Raw genomic sequence first — 23,211 nt, 5'->3', positions numbered from 1 at the left:
TCGGATGGCCATCAAAGCAGAAGAAATTAGTGCCTTGATCAAAGAGCAAATTAAAAATTATCAGAACGAACTTTCTGTAGAAGAAATCGGTACTGTCACATATGTTGGGGACGGGATCGCCCGCGCCCACGGTTTAGAAAATGCCATGAGTGGAGAACTGCTTGAGTTTTCAAACGGTTCTTATGGGATGGCACAAAACTTAGAGTCAAACGATGTCGGAATCATCATCCTAGGTGATTTTGAAACCATTCGTGAAGGGGACAAAGTAAAACGAACTGGTAAAATCATGGAAGTTCCTGTCGGCGATGCATTAATTGGCCGGGTAGTAAATCCATTAGGGCAACCAATCGATGGTTTAGGTCCGATCGAAACAGATAAATCACGCCCAGTCGAAGCAGCTGCACCAGGTGTTATGCAACGGAAATCCGTTTCGGAACCAATGCAAACAGGGTTGAAAGCTATTGATGCTTTAGTACCAATCGGTCGTGGCCAACGGGAATTAGTCATCGGTGACCGGAAAACCGGAAAAACAACGATCGCTATTGATGCGATCATCAACCAAAAAGGGCAAGACATGATCTGTATTTATGTCGCAATTGGCCAAAAAGATTCAACTGTTCGTGCACAAGTGGAAACATTGCGTCGTTACGGTGCGCTTGATTACACGATCGTGGTCTCAGCAGGTGCTTCACAACCAGCACCACTGCTTTATATCGCACCTTATGCGGGGGCTGCGATGGGGGAAGAATTCATGTATAACGGCAAACATGTTTTGATCGTCTTTGATGACTTATCAAAACAAGCGGTCGCTTATCGTGAACTTTCTCTACTTCTACGTCGTCCGCCAGGTCGTGAAGCATACCCAGGGGATGTCTTCTACTTGCATTCTCGTTTATTGGAACGTGCAGCGAAATTAAGTGATGAACTAGGTGGTGGATCGATGACGGCATTGCCGTTTGTTGAAACACAAGCAGGGGATATTTCAGCCTATATCCCAACCAACGTGATTTCTATCACAGATGGACAAATTTTCTTAGAAAACGACCTTTTCTATTCTGGTGTTCGTCCTGCCGTAGCGGCTGGATTATCCGTTTCACGGGTTGGGGGGTCTGCGCAGATCAAAGCAATGAAAAAAGTTGCCGGTACCTTGCGTTTGGACTTGGCTAGCTATCGCGAACTAGAGGCCTTTACGCAGTTTGGGTCTGATCTAGATGCTGCAACACAAGCCAAATTAAACCGCGGTCGTCGAACCGTTGAAATCTTGAAGCAAAAACTGCATGAACCACTGGCAGTAGAAAAACAAGTCGTGATTCTTTATGCCTTGACGCATGGATTCATTGATAGTGTACCAGTCAATAAACTATTGGACTTTGAAGCAGAATTATTTGAATATATCGAAGCAAATGCAGCGACGATTTTTGAAACCATTCGGACAACGAAAGACTTGCCAGAAGAAAGCTTGTTAGATGACACCATTAAAGCATTCAAAGATATTTTCATGGCATCCAACGGTTCTCGGGTGACACCCCAAGATAAAATATCGACAATGCAAAACGCATAAAAAGAGGTGAGAGAAAATGGCTGCTTCATTAAATGAAATCAAGCAACGAATTGCCTCAACAAAAAAAACCAGCCAAATCACAAAGGCCATGCAAATGGTTTCAGCTGCAAAATTAACAAAATCTGAAGCTCATTCGAAACAGTTTCAAGTGTATGCCAACAAAGTACGTGAAATCGTGACGCATTTAACTGCGCAGCAGCTTTCCGATCTTGCAGGTTCTGGTCCTAAAGATGGTGTGAACTATAACAGTATGTTGGTTAGTCGTCCGGTCAAACGCACAGGCTACATCGTCATCACTTCTGATGGCGGTCTAGTGGGCGGCTACAATAGTTCCATCTTGAAGCAAATGATGACCATGCTGGATGAAGACCATGCAAAAGAAGAAGAGTATGTCATGATTGCCATTGGTGCAACTGGCGCTGACTTTTTCAAAGCACGGGGCATCAATTTGGCGTACGAGCTAAGAAACCTTTCGGATCAACCAAGCTTTGACGAGGTGCGTAAAATCGTAACATTGGCGACAACGATGTACCAAAACGAAGTCTTCGATGAATTATATGTGTGTTATAACCATCACATCAACTCATTGACTAGCCAATTTCGTGTGGAGAAAATGTTGCCGATTTCCGATCTAGATCCTGAAGAAGCCGAAAGTTATGAACAAGAATACTTGTTTGAACCTTCCAGAGAAGCAATTTTGAATCAATTACTGCCTCAATACGCTGAAAGCTTGATTTATGGTGCGATTGTTGACGCAAAAACAGCCGAGCATGCTGCCGGAATGACAGCGATGAAAACAGCAACAGATAATGCCAAAAATATTATTGGGGACTTGACGATCTCTTATAACCGAGCGCGCCAAGGAGCGATCACCCAAGAAATTACTGAAATTGTGGCGGGGGCATCCGCGTTAGAATAGTTTCAAGAACGAATGGAGGAATACGAATGAGTTCAGGCAAGATTGTTCAAGTCATTGGTCCCGTTGTTGACGTGGAATTCTCTCTAGACCAATCATTACCAGATATCAACAATGCGTTGATTGTTTACAAAAAAGATGAGCAGAAAACAAAAGTTGTGTTAGAAGCTGCCTTAGAACTTGGCGACGGCGTTATCCGTACGATTGCCATGGAATCAACAGATGGCTTACAACGAGGAATGGAAGTAATCGATACAGGCGCCTCCATTTCTGTTCCAGTTGGGACAGAAACCTTAGGACGGGTGTTTAATGTCTTAGGGGACACCATCGATTTAGAAGCACCGTTTCCTGAAGAAGCACCCCGCAGTGGGATCCACAAAAAAGCTCCTGACTTTGATGAATTGTCAACAAGTACCGAGATCCTTGAGACTGGGATCAAAGTTATCGACTTATTAGCCCCTTATTTAAAAGGGGGGAAAGTTGGTCTTTTCGGTGGTGCCGGTGTTGGTAAAACTGTCTTGATCCAAGAACTGATCCACAACATTGCCCAAGAGCATGGGGGGATCTCTGTCTTCACAGGTGTTGGTGAACGGACACGTGAAGGAAACGACCTTTATAATGAAATGAAAGAATCTGGCGTTATCGAAAAAACAGCCATGGTGTTTGGACAAATGAACGAACCACCAGGTGCCCGGATGCGGGTTGCCTTGACTGGGTTGACCTTAGCGGAGTACTTCCGCGATGTAGAAGGACAAGACGTGCTCTTGTTTATCGATAATATCTTCCGATTTACTCAAGCTGGTTCTGAAGTATCTGCCTTACTAGGTCGGATGCCTTCTGCCGTTGGATATCAACCGACACTAGCAACCGAAATGGGACAATTGCAAGAACGGATCACTTCAACAAAAAAAGGATCGGTTACTTCTATTCAAGCAATCTATGTTCCTGCCGATGACTACACGGACCCGGCACCAGCGACTGCTTTTGCCCATTTGGATGCAACAACCAACTTGGAACGTAAATTGACTGAACAAGGGATCTATCCAGCTGTTGATCCGCTAGCTTCTTCTTCTAGTGCGTTAGCACCTGAAATCGTTGGTGAAAAACACTATGAAGTAGCGACTGAAGTACAGCATGCGTTGCAACGTTATCGCGAACTACAAGACATCATCGCTATCTTAGGGATGGATGAGTTGTCTGATGAAGAAAAAACGTTAGTGGCTCGTGCGCGTCGGATCCAATTCTTCTTGTCGCAAAACTTCCACGTAGCGGAACAGTTTACTGGACAACCTGGTTCTTATGTACCAGTTGAAGAAACGATCAAAGGCTTTGCTGAGATTCTTGAAGGAAAATATGATGATCTTCCAGAAGAAGCCTTCCGTAGTGTAGGACGAATTGAAGACGTCATTGAAAAAGCGAAAAAAATTGGCTATTAATTAACCAGCCTTGAAGAAAGAGGGGAACCTCATGGATCAATTTTTAACAGTCAATGTGGTGACACCTGCTGGTTTGGTTTACGATCATCACGCGAAAATCGTGGTTGCACGTACGACAGATGGTGAGATCGGTATTTTGCCGCATCATGCCCCAATCATCGTTCCTTTGACGATTGATGAAGTCCGGGTCAAACGGATCGATTCAGATACTCACGTCGACTGGGTCGCCGTCAATGGCGGTATCCTTGAAGTGCGGGACAATGTTGTCTCCATCGTAGCCGATAGTGCGGAACGTGATCGTGATATCGACGTTTCACGGGCAGAAAGAGCAAAACAACGTGCAGAACGTCAAATCGAAGAGGCCAAACAAGTCGAAGATATCGACCAGCTTCGTCGCGCAACGGTTGCTTTGCACCGCGCCATTAATCGAATCAACGTGTCAAAACATTCCTAAAAAAACAAGGGCATCTTGCCTTTGTTTTTTTTATTTGAGAAAACGTTTTAAAAACTTTTTAAAGTCTTTTCATGAAGGTTTCAAGAAAGATTATTTTTTATCTTGACATCTTTGTGGTATGATAGGAATGTTCAATTATGAAAAAGGAGCAGGAAGTATGCAAGTGTATGGAATTGATGCAATCATTCGAATCGTGAGTCATTTAGCGTTCATCTATTTAGCATTTTGGGCATTGCAATCTGTGCGGATCGATGCTTTTTTTAAAGCCTTACGAACGACTCAGATACGAATGGTCATGGTGTTTCTTGCGATTGCATTAGGCTACACCGCCAGTACTTTTTTCCTTGAGTTGATTGCGTTATGTCGTAATTTATTTTTAACAGGTTTTTAAGAATTTCATTAATATATGCAAAAACACCGAATATTATGCTATAATTGGCAAGATTTGTGTGAGTCACTGCATTATTTGGAGGGAACATAAATGGAAGAGATGATCGTTCAAGGTGGTAATCGATTAACTGGAACAGTGAAGATCGAAGGGGCAAAAAATGCTGTTCTACCTATCTTAGCGGCAAGCTTATTAGCGGAAGAAGGAACAACGACATTAACAAATGTACCGATCCTTTCCGATGTATTAACAATGAAAGAAGTGATTCGGCATTTAAATGTCGCAATCGATTTTGAAGAAGAAAACAATACGATGACGATCGATGCATCACAAGAGTTAGCGATCGAAGCACCTTATGAGTATGTAAGCCAAATGCGCGCTTCAATCGTAGTCATGGGGCCTTTGTTAGCCCGTAATGGTCATGCCAAAGTGGCAATGCCTGGCGGCTGTGCAATCGGCAAACGACCAATTGATTTGCATTTGAAGGGATTTCAAGCACTAGGCGCTCAAATCATCCAAAAAGATGGATACATAGAAGCGATCGCCGATGAGTTAAAAGGCAATAGCATTTACTTGGATTTCCCAAGTGTCGGCGCAACGCAAAATATCATGATGGCTGCCGTAAAAGCTAAAGGTATCACCATCATTGAAAACGTCGCTCGTGAACCTGAAATCGTCGATTTAGCAAACATTTTAAACAAAATGGGTGCCAAAGTCTTTGGTGCAGGAACCGAAACGATGCGTATCGAAGGGGTCGATCACCTTCATGCGGTGGAACATTCGATCGTCCAAGACCGTATCGAAGCAGGAACCTTTATGGTTGCAGCAGCGATGACCCAAGGAGACATCATTATTAAAGATGCGATCTCAGAACACAATCGTCCATTGATCTCAAAATTGATCGAAATGGGCGCAGAAGTGACTGAAGTAGCTGAAGGGATTCGTGTCGTTGGACCTGAACAATTGAAGGCAACAGATGTGAAAACAATGCCTCATCCAGGTTTTCCTACGGACATGCAAGCGCAAATGTCTGCTATTCAACTTTTAGCAGCTGGAACGAGTGTTGTGAACGAAACTGTATTTGAGAACCGTTTCCAACATTTAGAAGAAATGCGTCGGATGAATGCTCATGTCAAAATAGACGGCAACGTAGCAGTGATCGAAGGCGGCCATGAATTGCAAGGTGCGCTGGTCTATGCAACGGATTTACGTGCAGCAGCAGCGTTAATTTTATTAGGTCTACGTTCAACTGGTCGGACACGTGTCCGTAATCTAAAATATTTGGATCGTGGCTATTACAAATTCCATGAAAAATTGCAGCAATTAGGTGCTTCTGTGGAACGAGTTTCTGAAGCAGTTGAAGAAACCGTACCAGTAAACGCATAGTAGGAGTAGGAGAGAATAAAGTGAAGTTGAACCGTTACATTCTAACTAGCTTGATAAAAATTCTAATCGTCATATTATTAGCTATTTTATTGTTCTTAGCCGGAACGATGATTGGCTATGGGGTGATTGGCGACGGTAGTCCTTTTAAAGTCTTCTCTCCAAGTCTTTGGAATCATATCTTTGAGTTTATGAAGTAACCCCAAACTAGGACTTATGCCTCGTGCTGAGTCCTAGTTTTTTCTATCTGTCTTCACTGAATCGTGATCATAAAAAGAAAGGTTGGCAAGAAATGAGTAAACTTTTGATTGGCTTTGTTCGTTTCTATCAACGTTTTATTTCCCCATTATTTCCTCCTAGCTGTCGTTATTATCCGACTTGCTCAGGATACATGATCCAAGCGATCCAAGTCCATGGCGCAGCCAAAGGAGGTTTGATGGGGGTAGCTCGTATCTTACGCTGCCATCCCTTTGTAAAAGGCGGTATAGATTACGTACCCCAGACGTTTACTTTAAAACGAAATACGCAAGACAAAGTCAAACCAACGTACCGTTATCGGAAAAGTTAAAAGGAATCAACAAAAATGTAAAAAAGGAGCCAAAAAGCCATGATTCGTCCAATCGACTCTAATGAAGCGTATCCTTGGGCGTTGCTGCTGGATGCAGATCCTGAAAAAGCAGTCGTAGAAAGCTATCTATATAATAGCCAAACACTTGTTTATGAAGAAGCTGGAGAAATGATTGGTGTGCTAGTTTATCAAAATCAAGGCAACAACTGGGAGATTATGAATGTGGCCGTTTCTCCAGAAAAGCAAGGAATGGGCATTGGTCGTCAATTGCTGCAAGCTGCCGAAGAAGCGATCCTCAGTCAACACCTTGGGGCAAAACGGCCGATTGTAGTGATCAAAACTGGTAGTCTGCCCTCTGCAGCCCTGACTTTGTACCAAACGCAAGGCTATGTTGAAAAAGACCGGATGGAAAATTATTTCACCACTCACTATGCTGAACCGATTTTCGAAAATGGGCAGCAGTTGATCGATCAAGTTATTTTGGAAAAGCAGCTCTAATCCCATAGAGACAGTCTATGGCGATTTTAGGCTGTTTTTTTTATTGTTCTCGGAAATCGCTTTCTTCAAGTGGGGACTTACGGTAAAATAGATAGTATCAGAATAATAAAGGATTGAGGGAAAAAAATGGCGATTTTAGTCTTTGATATGGGTGGTTCAGCAGTAAAATATGGCGTCTGGGCACAGGATTCTTTGGTGAGTAAAGGCAAATTTACTACACCAAGCACGTGGCAAGAAATGAAAGCCCAGTTGCAGCAAGTAAGAGCAAGCGTAAACGAAGAGATCGAAGGGGTCGGGATCAGTGCTCCAGGTGCAGTCAATGCCCAAGAACGTCGAATCGACGGTATCAGTGCGATTCCTTATATCCATGGGTTTGACATCTACTCTGAACTCGAAGGAGTGTTTGGGGTACCAGTAACCATCGAAAATGATGCTAATTGCGCTGGGATGGCTGAATTCTATCAAGGAGCGGGCAAAGAGTATCAGCAAGCAGCTTTCGTTGTGATCGGAACAGGCGTTGGCGGTACCCTGTTTCAAAATGGTGAGCTAGTCCGTGGGGCACATTTATACGGCGGTGAATTTGGGTTGATGATTTTAGATCAAGGCAAAACATTTTCGCAACTAGGGACAGCGGTTCAGATGGCTTGGCGTTATTGTGATCGAATTGGTGTAGATCGAACCACAATTACCGGCGAAGAGGTCTTTCAACGTGCAGAAGATGGGGATGCCATTGCGATCGAGGAAGTCAATAAATTTTACCGCTATTTAGCGCAAGGACTATTCAGTATTCAATTTGCTTTTGATCCTGAAGTGATCATTATCGGTGGCGGTGTCAGTGCCAAAAATGGCTTGTTAGAAGAAGTGAATCAACGGTTGAAAAAAATGTTGGCAGATCAAGCTTTAAATGATTTTGTCCCACTGATCAAGCTATGTGACTATCGCAACGATGCCAATCTAGTTGGGGCGGCAGCCAATTTTCAAGCATTGTATCCACGAAATAGCCGCTAACATCTTGATGTAATGTTTTCAAACGTCCTTTTGACAAAAAATGAAGCAATTCGAAACGATCAAAAAGTAAGCAAAGGAAAAAAAACTTTGCTTGCTTTTCTTTTTGTTCAAAAAAATGAAAAGCGATTCCATTATTGATGGAACAGTGTTTTAAAAACACCATTTTTTCCTAGTAAAAAAAATAAATTCTGAATAGGTGAAATATTCTGATAATTCGTTGACATTTTCCAGATTTTTCAGTATATTGGATAACATATTCAGGGGAAGTGAAGGAGAGGAAAATTATGAAAAAGAAATTTGCGTTTTTGTTTGCGAGTTTGTTTTTGTTGACAGCATGTAGCGCTGGACCAACAGGTGGATCAACGGATGGCAGCGGGGCTGCTGAAGGTGGCAATAAACAAGAGGGAGATACCATCAAGATCGGAACCAACTTAGAGTTGTCAGGAGCCGTAGCTGCTTATGGGACGGCTGAAAAAGAAGGAATCGACTTAGCAGTAGAAGAAATCAATGCTGCCGGCGGTATTCTTGGAAAACAAATTGAAATTATTTCGAAAGATAACAAATCAGATAACAATGAAGCTGCAACGGTAGCAGCCAACTTAGCTACAAATGATAAAGTTGTAGCCATCATTGGTCCAGCAACTTCTGGTGCTACGAAAGCGGCTTTGCCTAACGTGACCAGAGCACAAGTACCAATGGTTACACCTTCAGGTACTGACGATGCGATTACTTATACTAGTGGGAAAGTGCAAGAATTTGCCTTCCGTTCTTGTTTCCAAGATAGCTTCCAAGGAACGATCTTAGCGAAATATGCGGCTGAAAATTTGGATGCATCAAAAGCCGTGATCTTGGGAGACAACTCAAGTGATTACGCAATTGGATTGACGGAAGCATTTAAAGAAAGTTACCCAGGCGAAATTGTCTTAGAAGATAACTTTACTGAAGGCGACAAAGATTTCCAAGCAGTTCTTACAAGAATCAAAGATGTCGACTTCGATGTCTTGTTCATTCCAGGCTACTACACAGAAGCTGGTTTGATCATCAAGCAAGCGCGAGAATTAGGAATTGATCAAGCAATCATTGGTGCCGATGGATTCGGTGATGAAAAAATGGTTCAAACAGCTGGTGCAGAAAATGTCAGCAATGTTTACTATACCGGTCACTTCTCTACCAAAGCACCAGCAAACGACAAAGTTGAGCCGTTTGTGGCAGCTTTCAATGAAAAGTATGGCAAAGAACCTTCTGCTTTTAATGCGTTAGCCTATGATGCAGTTTACATGATCAAACAAGCAATCGAAGATCAAAACTCAGCAGATTCATTGGCAATTGCAGCTGGTTTGTCTGAACTGAAAGACTTTGTCGGCGTGACAGGTGAAATCACAATGGATGAAAATCATAACCCTGAGAAATCAGCAGTTGTTTTAGGATTGACTGACGGGAAGGAAACCTCAGCAGACACTGTGGAACCTTAAAAACCTGTAGTTGTTTGGCAGTGAAAACTGGGACAGACCTGATGTGTTTGTCTCAGTTTCTTTTCTCTAATGAGAAGAACCATAATAAATGATATTGGAAGTGAGTATATGGAAATGATGATCCAACAATTGATCAACGGCTTGTTTCTAGGCAGTATCTACGCCTTGTTAGCGTTGGGTTATACGATGGTGTATGGCATCATCAAGCTGATCAACTTCGCCCACGGAGAAGTTTATATGATTGGTAGTTTTATCGGTTACTTTTTGATCAATCAATGGCAATTGGGCTTTTTCCCAGCGTTATTCATTTCGATGATCGCCAGTGCAGCACTTGGGGTAACGATTGAATTTTTAGCCTATCGTCCTTTGAGAAATTCCACGCGAATTTCGGCATTGATTACGGCAATCGGGGTTTCTTATTTTTTGCAAAATGTCATGATCTTTTTCTTTTCTGCCAACGTGCGCCCGTTTCCGCAAGCAATCGAACGAAAAACCTATTCCATCGGGTTTGTTCAAGTAAGTAATGTCCAGTTATTGATTTTGGCTGTTTCGGTTACCTTAATGATTCTCTTGCAATTGATCGTGAAAAAGACCCGTATGGGAAAAGCGATGCGTGCAGTAAGTGTTGATGCAGATGCAGCGCGTTTGATGGGGATCAATGTTAATCGAACGATTTCCTTTACCTTTGCCTTAGGCTCGGCTTTAGCTGCAGCTGGCGGGATGCTGATCGGTTTGTATTATAATTCCATTGATCCATCAATGGGGGTCGTTCCTGGTCTGAAGTCTTTTGTTGCGGCGGTTCTCGGCGGGATCGGGATCATTCCTGGTGCAGCTTTAGGCGGCTTTGTGATCGGTTTAGTGGAGACAGCAGCGACAGCGCTTGGTTTTTCTGATTACAAGGATGCTTTAGTGTATGTCATTTTAATAATTATATTGTTGGTTCGTCCAGCTGGGATCCTCGGCAAAAATATCAAAGAGAAAGTGTAGGTGGCAGAAATGAAAAAGAATTTACGTTACAACTTAATCTGGCTCGCTCTGGCAGCTATTCTTTATTTTGGATTATTTGCAGCCTACAATGGCGGAATGATTAATTTGTTCTCTGATGCGATCATCGTCAATATCGGAATCAATATCATCTTGGCAGTCAGTTTGAATCTAATCATCGGCTTTTCAGGGCAATTCTCCTTAGGACATGCTGGGTTTATGGCAATCGGTGCTTATGCTGGCGCGATCCTGTCGGCAAGCAATCCAACCTTTGGCGGCTTTTTAACTGGTTTACTAGTGGGGATGCTGGTTTCAGGTGCAGTCGCATTAGTGGTTGGGATTCCGACCCTCCGTTTAAAAGGCGACTATCTAGCGATCGCTACCCTAGGTGTGGCAGAGATCATTCGGATCTTGTTGGTGAACCTACGAGGCTTGACCAATGGTCCTGCTGGAATTTTCGGATTGCCCCAATTCAGTAATTGGCAGATCGTCTTTCTCTTTGCCGTTCTATCGATTCTTGTCGTTTCAAACTTTATCCATAGCGGACCAGGCAGAGCGACTTTAGCGATTCGGGAAGATGAGATCGCTGCAGAATCGATGGGGGTCAACACAACGAAATACAAGGTAATTGCGTTTGTGATGGGGGCAGTGATGGCAAGCATTGCTGGTACCCTTTATGCCAGCTATCAGCAGTCGGTTTTTCCACGAGATTACGGTTTTATGAAATCGATCGATGTGTTGATCATCGTCGTTTTTGGAGGGCTTGGGAGTACCACAGGAGCGGTTGTTTCGGCAGTAGTGCTAGGAATCTTAAACATGTACTTGCAAGGCTTCTCTGATTTGCGCATGATCATTTATGCATTGGCTTTGATCATCATCATGATCTTTAAACCAAGCGGACTTTTAGGGACCTGGGAATTCTCCGTAAAAGGACTGTTGGACAAATTTAGAAAAAAGGGGGATGACAACGATGCCTCTATTAGAAGTTAAAAGCTTAACGAAAAACTTCGGTGGTTTAGCTGCTGTTTCTCATGTAGACCTCCATCTAGATACCAATGAGCTGGTCGGGTTGATTGGACCAAACGGTGCCGGCAAGACAACGCTCTTTAACCTCCTGACAGGTGTTTATGAGCCTAGTGAAGGCGAAGTGCTTTTTGAGACCCAAGGTAAGCCAAAACGTTTAAATGGCGTGAAGCCTTATAAAATCGCGGATTTAGGCCTTTCAAGAACCTTCCAAAATATTCGCTTGTTTAAAAACTTGACCGTAATGGATAACGTCTTGATCGCTATGAACAGTAAGCATAAAGAAGGACTACTGACGAGCATCTTGCGTTTGCCAAAGTATTACAAAAACGAAGAATCCATGAAGAAAAAAGCCTTAGAGCTGTTACGGATCTTTGATATGGATGGCAAAAGCCAAACGTTAGCGAAAAATTTGCCTTATGGCGAGCAACGCCGTTTAGAGATCGTACGCGCATTGGCTACAGAGCCAAAAATTTTGTTTCTTGACGAGCCGGCAGCGGGGATGAATCCTCAGGAAACAACAGAACTGACAAAGCTGATCTATAAGATCCAAAAAGATTTTCAATTGACGATCCTCTTGATCGAGCATGATATGAGTTTGGTCATGGAAGTGTGCGAACGGATCTATGTACTGGAATACGGGCAAGTCATCGCCCACGGTGAACCAGAAGAGATCAAAAACAATCCACGGGTAATCGAAGCCTATCTAGGAGGGGAAATCTGATGCTGGAAATTCAAAATTTAAGTGTTCACTACGGCATGATCCAAGCAGTTCATGATGTTTCCTTCCACGTCAATCAAGGAGAGATCGTTTCGCTGATTGGTGCCAATGGTGCCGGAAAAACCACGATTTTACGGACGATTTCTGGATTGATCCGTCCTTCAAAAGGCTCCGTCACTTTTGAAGGAAAGCAAATTGAGAAAGAAGCACCGCAAAAAATCGTCGCAAACGGCTTGTCGCAGGTGCCAGAAGGGCGGCACGTCTTTTCCGGTTTGACGGTTCAAGAAAACTTAGAGATGGGCGCCTTCTTGCGTAAAGACAGTGGTGTCAAAGAAGACTATGAACAAGTTTACCGCAAGTTTCCTGTATTGAAAGAACGCCTCTCGCAAGATGCGTCGACATTATCTGGCGGTGAGCAGCAGATGTTGGCAATGGGGCGGGCATTGATGTCAAAACCGCGCTTGCTTTTGCTGGATGAGCCATCGATGGGCTTGGCGCCAATTTTTATCAAAGAAATTTTTTCCATCATTCAAGAAATCAAGCAGCAAGGAACGACTGTGCTGCTGATCGAACAAAATGCGAAAATGGCTTTATCGATTGCTGATCGCGGCTATGTATTAGAAACCGGGAAAATCGTTTTAGAAGGTACCGGAGAAGAATTACTAGCAAGCGATGAAGTAAGAAAAGCGTATCTAGGAGGTTAAATAATGAGCGTAAGTGATTTTATGACGAAGACGGTCATCACCGTCGATTCACAAACACCGATCTTTGATGCAATAGATGTGATGAAGCAGCACGATATCCATCGTCTACCTGTCGTTGATGATGGCAAATTAGTAGGGTTGATCACGGAAGGAACGATCGCTGAAGCAACCCCCTCAAAAGCGACAAGTTTAAGTGTTTATGAAATGAACTATCTCTTAAATAAAACGACAGTCGCTGATATCATGTTGAAAAAAGTGACTACGATTGAACCAGATGCACTATTAGAGGACGCCATTTCCGTCATGCGTAGTGAGAACGTGGGGGTTTTACCAGTCATGGATGATGATGACCTAGTGGGAATCATTACCAACAATGATATTTTCGATGCCTTTTTGAAAATCACTGGCTACCACGATGGCGGAACCCGAGTATCGATCGAGATCACGGATGATCATGTGGGGGTTTTAGCAGACGTGACGAAACTCCTTGCCGATCATCAAATGAGTATTTTGACGATTGTGGTAAATCGGATGGCACTAAAAACAGTTGTTGAGATCCAAGTAGAATCACGGCAAGTCGCAGCAATCGAGAAAATTTTAAGTGATGCAGGCTATACCGTGACGAGTGCTGTCTTGACGAACCAGAAGTGATCTAAGGAAAAGTAGCTGATCGTAAAGATTGGCTACTTTTTTTACTTCTAGAAGAGATTTTCTTTTTCTTTTGCTGCTTTTCTGTTAAAATAGGAAGGTGCTGTAAAGAAAGAGGTGCAACCATGTCTAAGAAAAATAAAGATATCGAAGTACGTATTGAAGAAACAACAAAAGCCATTCATGGCAAAGACTATACCGTCAATGAATTATTCATCGGAAAAAAACGCATTGGTGAGATTTTAACAACTGGACCAAAAGAATTTCAAAGCTTTTTAGGGGATGAAGATCTAGGTTCGAGCAGAAGCTTAGAAGCTGCCATCGAGATGATTATTCGTCAATGGAATTTACATGAATAATTTCTAGAAAAATTTACTTTTTGCTCTTGCAATTTGTTATCTTTTTCGGTATTATAACTATTGTCAGGTTTGAGAAAAACCTTTTGGAGGAGTAGCGAAGTGGCTAAACGCGACGGACTGTAAATCCGTTCCTTAGGGTTCAGTGGTTCGAATCCACTCTCCTCCACCATTATTGGGGTATAGCCAAGCGGTAAGGCAACGGACTTTGACTCCGTCATGCGTTGGTTCGAATCCAGCTACCCCAGTCAAAGAGATACGTAGAAAAAAACAGCAAGCACTCTTGCTGTTTTTTTGTTATTTAAAAAGAATCGTGTTTTTTATAAGTACTTAAAGAAACAGGAGACTGATATGGAAGAAGCCACTTTCAACAAGCTAGTTTCTACGAAATTGAAAAAAGCAATGGTTGCTTTGGGGCATTTCTATGAAACAGGCATGGAGTGGAACGGAAAATCACAGTCGATTCTTTCACAGAAATTTCTTTCAGAGAATTTAAAATATTTGGGCATTTTTGGTTCTGTTTGGTATACTTAGGCAAATCAGTTCCTTTGAGAGAACCATTTTATAGCATGAGAAACGAGCGATGACAGGAATATTACCGATTTTCGGAAGTGATAACTTTACTAGATGGGGGCTTAACGAAGATGGGAAATGAAACGACTTGGGAGAACACAGACCGCCTTTATCTGTTGTGTCAACCAATCATGCAGGTAAAATCGCTAAGTCAGCAAGAGGTGAATGGCTATGAAGTCTTGCTACGTAGCGAGAAGAACAACCGATTTCCACAGCAAGAATTCAGCACAATGATTCAAACTGAAAGTGGCAATCAGCAATTGATGAGATGGTATGCCAAGGAATTGCGGCGTTTATGCAAAAAAAAGCCGGAAACCCGCTTTAGTGTCAATATACATCCACAACAGCTGCTGTGGCAGTCTACGTGGTCCTTTTTTGAAACGATGGCTGTTTATAAGGCGCAGTTGCAGATTGAATTGACGGAACACCCCGTACGCATACAGCAAGAGTCATTTGATTTGTCTGTAGCCATTGCAAAAATTAAAGCTTATGGTTATGTGATTGCGGTCGATGATATCGGTTGCGGACAAAATACCCTCTCGTTGGTCTTTGCCAATCTTGCCAGCGTTGATTGTTTGAAATTTTCGTTGTTACCGTTTATTCAGCTTGATGAGGAGATTGGCTTCAGCTTTTTGGCTTGTTGGCTGAAGGTTGCCCAAAAATATCAGCTTGAGCTGATCGTTGAAGGGATCGAGAACCGCGAAAAAATGGTCCAGTTGCTTGAGATGGGGGTGCATTTGCAACAAGGATATTTATGGTCTAAAGGAGAGCGATTGTGATGGAATGTTAGAACGAGGCGTGCTTTTGGCGTTTGGTTTGCCGCTGATGATTGCCAGTTTACTGGTGACCGCAGATGTTTTTGTACGAAGTGTGCAAAAAATATTGGTTTCTCGTCCATTTAAGTATTTTATTATTGGTATTCTGACGTTTACGCATTTGTATTTTATTCTTTCTTTTTCAATGAATTCAGTTGGGTTTATCTGTTATCAATACACAACTGCTTTTATTGCGAGTCATTTTTTCTATGGTGATCGTGGCAAGATCTTGATTTTGATAACGCCGTGTATGGTCGTCTTTTATTTGTGGTTTGTCGGTTTTTCTGATGTGGGTAAAGCTTTTTATCTTCCATTATTCGGAGTGGGGATCTTTGTCCTTGATTTTCTTTTATCAAAAGTCAAGCTGATCCGTCCGCAACAGCAATTTTATATGATGTATTTTTTGACCTGCCTGCTCTCACCGCGTTTTTCGATGCTAGTCCATCATACGACGACCTATGACTGGGAAGCGATGCTGGCAGTATTTGTTGGTTCTTTCGTGCTGCTAGGAAGTTTTATGTGGTTGCATCGATTGATTGAGGGGCAAGAATACCAAGTACTGGCAGAGCTGGCGAATAGTAAGATCGATGCGTTGACCGGCTGCTTCAACTATGGGACCTATAACCAGGATCTGCTTCAAGCCGTTTCACAGAAAAAGACTGTGACGATCGCCATGATTGATCTCGATCACTTCAAAAAGGTCAACGACCGTTATGGTCATATCGCCGGAAATGAGTTGTTGAGAACCTTTGCCTCACGGACGACTACTTTTTTAGAGGCGCATTTTGCCGAGACCTATTCCTTTTATCGTTATGGCGGCGAAGAGTTCTGTCTCGTGATCGAAGGGGATGTCAAAGAACGGACCGTAGCTGCAATGACGACACTGTGTCAAACCATTTCCAGCAGTATGTTTCCTGTGGCTAATTTTGAAAAAGGGACGATGTCTTTGTCTTGCGGCGTTGAAGCGAGCACCGTTTGTCATGGGGATATCTTGGCAGCCGTCGAAAGAGCCGATCAAGCACTCTATCTCGCAAAACAAAGTGGCCGAAATCGGGTGTGCACCTTGCCTGAGACGTAAAAAAATAATGGAAAAATAATTTACACAAATTCACAAAGAATTAAATCTTTATGCACAAAAAGTTAGTAATAATAAAGAAATAATGTTATTTATTTACAAAATATACATTTTGATTATTTTATTTATCTTGAGAATCTTCGCATATCAACAAAAAGATTGAAACTATGTATAATTTCTGGTAAATTATTCTAAATCAAGAGTGATAAAAACTGTCAATAATAAATAGTGATCCTTACTTGATGCTTTGTCCGCTTTTCCAATGAAATGTCTCTGGAATTGTCCCGTCGAATCAGCAAGTAAGGGTTCTTTTTTTTAGAAAGGAAGCACAGGAAATGGCAAATACGCTGGTTGTCAATACACTCGCAAATTTAGGCGCAATTATCATCAATATTTATTTGTTATTCAAAATCAGTGATGGCTTCGTAGGTCAAGGGACATTCAAAGCGAAACAGATCGCAGCGGCGATTGCTTGTGAAACCGTGGTGGGGATGCTGATGATGAATTTCTCTTACGTCGTATACGAAACGCGATTTGACCTGCGCTTTTTACTTTACGCTTTTTCCATGAAATATCTGGGGTGGAAGGTGACCGTACCGACGATGGTCAATCTAGCGTTAGGGCGTTTCTTGTTTGAAGTATCAAAATCTTCTTGGCTGAACTTATATCTTACGTTTTTTTTGATGGTGACACTGACATTTCTGCATGCCTGGGCCAAACGGCGATTTACTGACAAACAAGAGTTGTTCCTATCAATAACCTACTTGATCGCTATCTCCTTTCTTTTTGGTTTTTATTTGACGGGTGATATTCAAAAAACGACCCTAATTTATATAGTTTATGGCATTCTCGCCTATACGTTGGCGTTTTTCCTTTACTCGATAGTAAATGATATGCAGCGCATTTTGGCATTGGTCAAAATCGATGATCTTACGCAGTTGAATAACTTCCGTAAGTTTCAAGATGACCGCCAACGCCTAGATACGACCGATGTGGACTTATCGATCGCTTTGATCGATATCGATCATTTCAAAAATTACAATGACCGTTACGGACACCGTGCCGGGGATGTGATTTTGCAAGAAATCGCTCGTATTTTTTCGACCTACTGTACGGCGAGCAATCCGGTCTATCGCATCGGTGGGGAAGAGTTTGCAATCTTGATTCAAGGAGACGCACAGGCTGCTGCTTATCTCCTTGAAAAAATTCAAAAGCGCATCCGTTACCAAGAAATCATCTTGGATGCCGGTGATTCGGTCAGCATCACGTTGTCGATTGGGATCGCACAACGGCAAAGGGGTGAGTTGCTACAGCAAACGCAAGAACGTGCGGATCAAGCATTGTATCGAGCCAAACGCAGCGGTCGCGACCAACTCTGTCTTTACTGATGGGGGTGGCTTCTTTTCTTTTTTTTGTTTTCAAAAATACTACCTTAAATGAGGGGCGCATATGGAAAATAGTTTAATCATGATTCCTTCGCTAGAACCGGACCACAAACTGCTGGCTCTGGTGGAGAAAATTCGTTTGCATAACCAGCACCTGCCGATTTTGGTCGTGGATGATGGCAGTGGGGCAGCTTATCAGCCTGTCTTTTCAGCATTGGCACAGCAGTTTGGCTGTCAGGTTTTGACCCATCCAAAGAATCTTGGAAAAGGCGCAGCCATCAAAACCGCCCTCACCGAAGTGCTGACAAACCAGCCAGCTGTTGAATTTATGGTGACCATTGATTCGGATGGGCAGCATGAGTATACCGATATGATGGCTTGCTTAGCAAAGGCCCAAGCCCATCCCGACAGTATTATTTTAGGGACCCGATCCTTTGGCAAAGAAGTGCCTTTGCGGAGTAAGTTCGGCAACATTTTGACCCGAAATATCCTACGTTTAGCGACTGGTCTTGCCATCGAGGATTCGCAGACGGGCTTAAGGGTTTTCCCTCGGAAATTCATGACAGATTTGTTGGCGATCTCAGGTGAGCGCTTTGAATATGAAACGCGGATGCTGATCGAAGCCCAGAAACGGGGGTGGCCGATTCTCTCGCAACCGATCGCCACCATCTATATTGAAGAAAATGCCTCTTCCCATTTTCGGGTCTTGGCAGATTCCGTCGCTATCTATAGCGTCTTTTTGAAGTATTTGTTTTCATCTGTGGTCTCCTTTTTTGTCGATGTGATCGCCTATGCGTTATTGATCCATTTCTTGTCTGTCATCGATCTGTCCTCCATCGTGATCGCTTCGTTGGGTGCCCGCTTGATTTCGGCGATCGTCAATTACTACATCAATCGCGAGCTTGTTTTTGGTCAACGGACAAAGAACAGTATGCTGCAGTATTTTTTATTGGTGATCGTACAGATTTTGCTGTCCTCTTTCCTCGTCTACCTGATCTATTTGATCCTGCCGATCGGGGATTCTGTGTTGTTAAAAATAGGCGTCGATTGCCTGCTCTTTTTCTTTAGTTACCATGTGCAAAAAAATGTCATCTTTAAGGAGTGATTGAGGTGGAACAAAAACGTTTGCCTTGGGCGAAAAAAGTCGTTTACTTTCTAGCGTTTGTCTTTTCGCTGATCTATTTATCATGGCGGGGGCTGTATACATTGCCATGGCACGAGTCTTGGTTTGCCCTGCTGTTTGGTTTGCTGCTTTGGGGCAGTGAGATCGTATCGAACTTTACGGGCTTGCTGTTGATTTGGAACAAAAACAAAGCAAAGCCTTTTGAAAAACCGATCGTGCCAGAAGCCGACTATCCGGCGATCGATGTGTTGATTGCTACTCATAATGAAGAAGTGCCGCTTTTATTAAAAACGGTCAATGCGGCAGTTCATATGAAATACCCCGATCCAAAAAAAGTTCACATCTATTTGTCAGATGACACCAACCGTCCAGAGGTCAAAGCACTGGCAGATAAATTTGGCATCGGCTATATCGGATTGATCGGCAATCAGCATGCCAAGTCAGGCAATCTCAATCATGCATTATCAAAAACCAATTCGCCGCTAGTGGCGACCTTTGATGCAGATATGATTCCTTACTCAGATTTTTTGCTGGAAACAGTGCCATATTTTGTGGCAAATCAGCAGGAACGCCGCAATGACCAGACCATCAAACCGTTGGGCTTTGTTCAAACACCGCAAAGTTTTTACAATGCGGATCTTTTTCAGTACAATCTTTTTTCAGAAGCGGCGATCCCTAACGAGCAGGACTTCTTTTCCAGAGAAGTCAATGTTTTGAACAACGCCCATGATACCGCTATTTATACAGGTTCCAATACGGTGATTGCACGAGAAGCGATCGAAGCCGCTGGCGGATTTCCGACGGACACGATCACGGAAGATTTTGAATTAGGCGCCTTGATCAATTGCCAAGGTTATCGCAGTTTATCAACACTGCAGCCAATGGCCAGCGGTCTGTCTCCAATTGATATCCCAAGTGCCTTAAAGCAGCGGATTCGCTGGGGAAGAGGAGTGGTCCAAAGTGTCCACAATCTCCATCTTTTTAAGAATAAGACGTTGTCTTTGGCGCAAAAAATGGTTTTCTTAAACAGCTATTTGTATTGGTGGTCGTTTCTACGACGGCTACTATTTATTTTCGCGCCGATTTTGTACACCGTCTTTAATGTAAGGGTCGTAGAGACAAACTTTTGGGTCTTGCTGCTGTTTTGGCTGCCAAGCTATACGTTCTTGCATTTGGCGATGCAGGATTTGAGCAGTGATATTCGAACGCAGCGTTGGGGCGAGATCCAGGAAACGATTTTTGCACCTTACCTAGTGATTCCTGTCTTTTTGCAAGCCATTGGCATCAAAGAGACCCGCTTCAAGGTGACTAATAAAGCAGCAACTCAGTCTAAAAAAGACTTGTTGTTTGTGGTGCCGCATTTGTTGCTGTTGACTTTGACGATTATCGGCTTAGTGAAGTTTAATTACGGCAAATTCGGCTCAGAGATTTTCTACGGCAGTGTGTTGACCTTCTGGCTGCTGACCCATTTCTTTAACTTAACCTTTGCGGTCTTATTTTATCTCGGTCGCCCGATTTATCGAACGACGGAACGGTTCAGAGCCCATTATCCTGTTGAAGTTTCCGACCAAGACGCCAGCTATTCTTTGATGACAGAAAATATCTCAGAAAATGGCTTGTCCTTCGTTTCTGACGTTCCTCTTTATTTTCCGCCAGATGCGCCGCTGACTTTTAAAATCACTCGTAATGGCTACCAAGCAGAGATGACTGGAAATATTGTCCGCGTCTTTTCTGGAAAAGATCGCTGGGTCTATGGCGTTGCTTTAAACCAGTTGACAGAAAAAGATTACTTAGCCTATCTGCAGATCATTTATGATGGCTTCAATCAAAGCCTGCCGGTTCTGCGGGATCCGTGGATGACCTTCTTTGACAGTCTTTTTGAAAATCTCGGTAAGCATCTGCTGCAAGCCAAACAAAAGCCATTGCCGCCTCAACGAGTGCCCATACTGACCATTGATCAAAAATGGCACTTTGATGAAGGAACCTATGCGGTCACAACATTTGGTTTTGATCAGTTCACGTTGGCAAAAACAGAAGAGGTCGAGATGCCGGTCCATCTAAACTTACCGATCAGTAATCTTGTGCTTCACGCTGAAAAAGCGACGCTTCAGCCAAAAGAAAATCAAGTGATATATCAAGTAAGCAATCTTTCAGAGCTGCGTTCCACAGTAGCCCTCCAAGAATGGGTAGACAGCTTGCTGAGAAAGGAGGCAGACGATGATCGAGATCCTGCTGCGATTTAGTCTATTTGGTTTATCATTAGCTGGCTATGCCTATCTTTTTGTACGAGTTTGTCATTTTACCAAATACATTAGCTGGATCGCTGCCTGCTGTTTGCCGATCCTCGTTCTTTCCTTTGTCGCATATGGTCCCAAAGGATGGTTGATCTGGGGGGCCTGGTTTTTATTTGGTCTTGGCTTACTATTATGCGTTTGGCGTTTTTGGCAGGAGCGCCATCAGGTGCGGTGGGGTTTACAAGAGCCCATCATGCTGTGGTTTTATGGCTATTTTGCTTTGTTCGTTTTAACCTTGCTTCACAGTCATTTGACCCACTATGACAACTTCTCTCATTGGGCGACGATCGTTAAATTCCTTTATACGCAGGGACAATTGCCAACGGCAACCGATGCCATCATCAGTTTTACTTCCTATCCTTTAGGCAGCTCACTGTTTGTTACTTATACAGCAATCATCGTTGGCTATCATGAGAATATCTTGCTGATTGGTCAATTGATTTTTATTTTCTGTAGTCTGTATAGTTTTTTTGCGATTATTCGTGATCCGAAAAGAAAGCTGGCTTTTGTCTTGGTATTCACCAGCATGGCCGTATTCAATTATTTTAATATTGCGATTCGAATGAATAATTTGCTGGTAGACTTCATTCTTCCCGTTTTAACTTTGGCAGGAATCTCCGGGTTATTTTCTTTAAAAGGCAAAGTGCTGCCTTCAATCAGCTACTTTCTTTTGATTGGCGCCTCTCTTGATTTGGTCAAAAATAGTGCTGTCTTTTTTCTGCTGATTTTAGGCGGCTATTTACTAGTCTGCTTATGGCAGGCATCAATTCGTTGGCGGCAACGGCTAGGCTTGATGATTGTAGGATTAGCTGCCATTGGGCTATCTGTCCTGCCGGCGATTCTTTGGAACCTGCATGTCAAAGCGAATTTTCCTAAATCGAAGCATGAAGTCAGCGTGACCGCTTATAAACAGATTTTTGGCGAAAAGGATTCACAGATACTGCAGCAAATTACGGATATTTTTGTCAAAACGATCACGGATGTTACGACGGTTTCCACGCAAGGGATTCTCTTGATCCAGGTCATCCTGTTGGGTAGTTGGCTATTTGTCCGATTTATCATGAAAAAACGCAATCCATTTTTCAAAGAACTGCTGTTGATCGATGGTATCATTGGTGGGTATTATTTAGGAATCTATGCCATGTTCTTGTTCTCGATGCCCACTGATGAAGCATTGTCTTTGGCAGGGTTCGATCGCTATGCCTCAAGTATCGTGATTTTAGCACTTGGATTAATGACCTTTTTCATGGTCAGAGGCATTGATCATTTGTATCATGAACAAGCGATCGATCGGCGAAACTACCGTAGTTTTGCCAGCTTGACCACGAAAAAAATCTATCAATACAGTACCTTGATTCTGCTATTTTTTGCGACATTGCTGATCCTTTCAGAGAATAATGGCATGCGTTATACCAATCGTGAATATGCTGCTTCGATTCCAGCACAAGTTTCAGCCGTTACTGGCGATCACTTTGACCTAAACGAGAAAAAATATTTGATGGTCAGTACTAACAAAGAAGCAGTAGATAGCTACTTAGTTGGCTATGTCGGAAAATATTACTTGTTTTCACCTAATGTCGATGGCCGAGAGAATTTCCTCTTATCCGATGCTGAATTTCGCACGCTATTAAAGCAATACGATGAAGTCGTCGTCTTAGAAGAGCACTATACCTTTAATGCCATGACGAAGAAGCTAACAGGCAAGACCTTTGCCCCTGGTGTTTATTCGGTGGCGGAGGTGTTGGGGCAATAAATGAAGGAATTTCTCAAGCGCGTCTCCTTATTAGAGAATCAATAGTAAAAATACCAATGAAACAGACGTATCG

General features: G+C 42.9%; 24 protein-coding genes and 2 tRNA genes. All 26 read left to right on the top strand.

Going from position 1 to position 23,211, the window contains the following annotated elements:
* Positions 1-4 precede the first annotated feature (4 nt).
* The 26 genes from atpA to IGJ42_RS12005 all read left to right on the top strand — a co-directional run bounded on the left by atpA (position 5) and on the right by IGJ42_RS12005 (position 23,138).
* Complete coding sequence (gene atpA, locus IGJ42_RS12130) at positions 5-1,561, top strand: F0F1 ATP synthase subunit alpha (RefSeq protein WP_008380876.1); 1,557 nt, start codon at positions 5-7, stop codon at positions 1,559-1,561.
* A 16-nt stretch (positions 1,562-1,577) separates the two neighbouring features.
* Positions 1,578-2,480, top strand: coding sequence for a F0F1 ATP synthase subunit gamma (locus IGJ42_RS12125; protein ID WP_005228710.1), 903 nt, complete (start codon positions 1,578-1,580; stop codon positions 2,478-2,480).
* 26 nt (positions 2,481-2,506) lie between these two features.
* Positions 2,507-3,913 carry a F0F1 ATP synthase subunit beta gene (gene atpD / locus IGJ42_RS12120; RefSeq protein ID WP_005234377.1) on the top strand — a complete coding sequence of 469 codons (1,407 nt, stop codon included), beginning with the start codon at positions 2,507-2,509 and terminating at the stop codon, positions 3,911-3,913.
* A gap of 31 nt (positions 3,914-3,944) precedes the next feature.
* Positions 3,945-4,367, top strand: a complete 423-nt coding sequence (locus tag IGJ42_RS12115; RefSeq protein WP_005228716.1) for a F0F1 ATP synthase subunit epsilon — start codon at positions 3,945-3,947, stop codon at positions 4,365-4,367.
* Positions 4,368-4,524: 157 nt separating this feature from the next.
* Positions 4,525-4,758 carry a DUF1146 family protein gene (locus IGJ42_RS12110; RefSeq protein WP_008380880.1) on the top strand — a complete coding sequence of 78 codons (234 nt, stop codon included), beginning with the start codon at positions 4,525-4,527 and terminating at the stop codon, positions 4,756-4,758.
* Positions 4,759-4,848: 90 nt separating this feature from the next.
* A complete protein-coding gene (gene murA / locus IGJ42_RS12105; RefSeq protein WP_139960543.1) occupies positions 4,849-6,141 on the top strand; it encodes a UDP-N-acetylglucosamine 1-carboxyvinyltransferase in 1,293 nt (430 codons plus the stop codon).
* A 20-nt stretch (positions 6,142-6,161) separates the two neighbouring features.
* Positions 6,162-6,338 carry a DNA-directed RNA polymerase subunit beta gene (locus tag IGJ42_RS12100; RefSeq protein WP_005228723.1) on the top strand — a complete coding sequence of 59 codons (177 nt, stop codon included), beginning with the start codon at positions 6,162-6,164 and terminating at the stop codon, positions 6,336-6,338.
* A gap of 92 nt (positions 6,339-6,430) precedes the next feature.
* Positions 6,431-6,706, top strand: a complete 276-nt coding sequence (gene yidD, locus IGJ42_RS12095; RefSeq protein ID WP_008380886.1) for a membrane protein insertion efficiency factor YidD — start codon at positions 6,431-6,433, stop codon at positions 6,704-6,706.
* A 39-nt stretch (positions 6,707-6,745) separates the two neighbouring features.
* Positions 6,746-7,204 (top strand): GNAT family N-acetyltransferase, encoded by a 459-nt coding sequence (locus IGJ42_RS12090; RefSeq protein WP_005234382.1) that lies wholly within the window; start codon positions 6,746-6,748, stop codon positions 7,202-7,204.
* Between the two features lie 126 nt (positions 7,205-7,330).
* A complete protein-coding gene (locus IGJ42_RS12085; RefSeq protein ID WP_005234383.1) occupies positions 7,331-8,212 on the top strand; it encodes an ROK family protein in 882 nt (293 codons plus the stop codon).
* A 284-nt stretch (positions 8,213-8,496) separates the two neighbouring features.
* The gene (locus IGJ42_RS12080; protein ID WP_008380891.1) at positions 8,497-9,684 is read left to right on the top strand and encodes an ABC transporter substrate-binding protein; all 1,188 of its coding nucleotides are present in this window, start codon (positions 8,497-8,499) and stop codon (positions 9,682-9,684) included.
* Between the two features lie 108 nt (positions 9,685-9,792).
* Positions 9,793-10,671 (top strand): branched-chain amino acid ABC transporter permease, encoded by an 879-nt coding sequence (locus IGJ42_RS12075; protein WP_008380893.1) that lies wholly within the window; start codon positions 9,793-9,795, stop codon positions 10,669-10,671.
* 9 nt (positions 10,672-10,680) lie between these two features.
* Entirely contained in the window at positions 10,681-11,658 is a 978-nt protein-coding gene (locus tag IGJ42_RS12070; RefSeq protein WP_005228744.1) for a branched-chain amino acid ABC transporter permease, read from the top strand.
* Entirely contained in the window at positions 11,639-12,415 is a 777-nt protein-coding gene (locus tag IGJ42_RS12065) for an ABC transporter ATP-binding protein (RefSeq protein WP_008380898.1), read from the top strand. The genes IGJ42_RS12070 and IGJ42_RS12065 overlap by 20 nt, the downstream gene beginning before the upstream one ends.
* On the top strand, positions 12,415-13,116 hold the full coding sequence (locus IGJ42_RS12060) for an ABC transporter ATP-binding protein (protein WP_005234392.1): 702 nt from the start codon (positions 12,415-12,417) through the stop codon (positions 13,114-13,116). Before IGJ42_RS12065 ends, IGJ42_RS12060 begins: the two co-directional genes overlap by 1 nt.
* A gap of 3 nt (positions 13,117-13,119) precedes the next feature.
* Positions 13,120-13,767: a CBS and ACT domain-containing protein gene (locus tag IGJ42_RS12055; RefSeq protein WP_142437615.1), complete on the top strand. Its 648-nt coding sequence runs from the start codon at positions 13,120-13,122 to the stop codon at positions 13,765-13,767.
* Between the two features lie 122 nt (positions 13,768-13,889).
* A complete protein-coding gene (locus tag IGJ42_RS12050; RefSeq protein WP_005228752.1) occupies positions 13,890-14,123 on the top strand; it encodes a DUF2969 domain-containing protein in 234 nt (77 codons plus the stop codon).
* 85 nt (positions 14,124-14,208) lie between these two features.
* Positions 14,209-14,292 (top strand) — tRNA-Tyr (locus IGJ42_RS12045).
* A gap of 4 nt (positions 14,293-14,296) precedes the next feature.
* Positions 14,297-14,368, top strand: a tRNA-Gln gene (locus IGJ42_RS12040).
* Between the two features lie 103 nt (positions 14,369-14,471).
* On the top strand, positions 14,472-14,654 hold the full coding sequence (locus tag IGJ42_RS12035) for a hypothetical protein (RefSeq protein WP_086297747.1): 183 nt from the start codon (positions 14,472-14,474) through the stop codon (positions 14,652-14,654).
* A gap of 110 nt (positions 14,655-14,764) precedes the next feature.
* Complete coding sequence (locus IGJ42_RS12030; protein ID WP_005234399.1) at positions 14,765-15,472, top strand: EAL domain-containing protein; 708 nt, start codon at positions 14,765-14,767, stop codon at positions 15,470-15,472.
* A 4-nt stretch (positions 15,473-15,476) separates the two neighbouring features.
* Positions 15,477-16,586, top strand: coding sequence for a GGDEF domain-containing protein (locus IGJ42_RS12025; protein ID WP_430615583.1), 1,110 nt, complete (start codon positions 15,477-15,479; stop codon positions 16,584-16,586).
* 332 nt (positions 16,587-16,918) lie between these two features.
* Positions 16,919-17,971 carry a GGDEF domain-containing protein gene (locus IGJ42_RS12020; protein ID WP_016612596.1) on the top strand — a complete coding sequence of 351 codons (1,053 nt, stop codon included), beginning with the start codon at positions 16,919-16,921 and terminating at the stop codon, positions 17,969-17,971.
* Between the two features lie 61 nt (positions 17,972-18,032).
* Complete coding sequence (locus tag IGJ42_RS12015) at positions 18,033-19,073, top strand: bifunctional glycosyltransferase family 2/GtrA family protein (protein WP_005225347.1); 1,041 nt, start codon at positions 18,033-18,035, stop codon at positions 19,071-19,073.
* The gene (locus IGJ42_RS12010) at positions 19,070-21,334 is read left to right on the top strand and encodes a glycosyltransferase family 2 protein (protein ID WP_005234403.1); all 2,265 of its coding nucleotides are present in this window, start codon (positions 19,070-19,072) and stop codon (positions 21,332-21,334) included. The genes IGJ42_RS12015 and IGJ42_RS12010 overlap by 4 nt, the downstream gene beginning before the upstream one ends.
* Positions 21,309-23,138, top strand: a complete 1,830-nt coding sequence (locus IGJ42_RS12005; RefSeq protein WP_430615580.1) for a lantibiotic ABC transporter permease — start codon at positions 21,309-21,311, stop codon at positions 23,136-23,138. The genes IGJ42_RS12010 and IGJ42_RS12005 overlap by 26 nt, the downstream gene beginning before the upstream one ends.
* The last annotated feature ends 73 nt before the right edge of the window (positions 23,139-23,211 follow it).

The sequence above is a fragment of the Enterococcus sp. DIV1067f genome (assembly GCF_050543505.1).
Lineage (GTDB): Bacteria > Bacillota > Bacilli > Lactobacillales > Enterococcaceae > Enterococcus_D > Enterococcus_D entomosocium.
The sequence above is the reverse complement of the archived record's forward strand: the minus strand, read 5'-3'. Positions and strand labels throughout refer to the sequence as shown.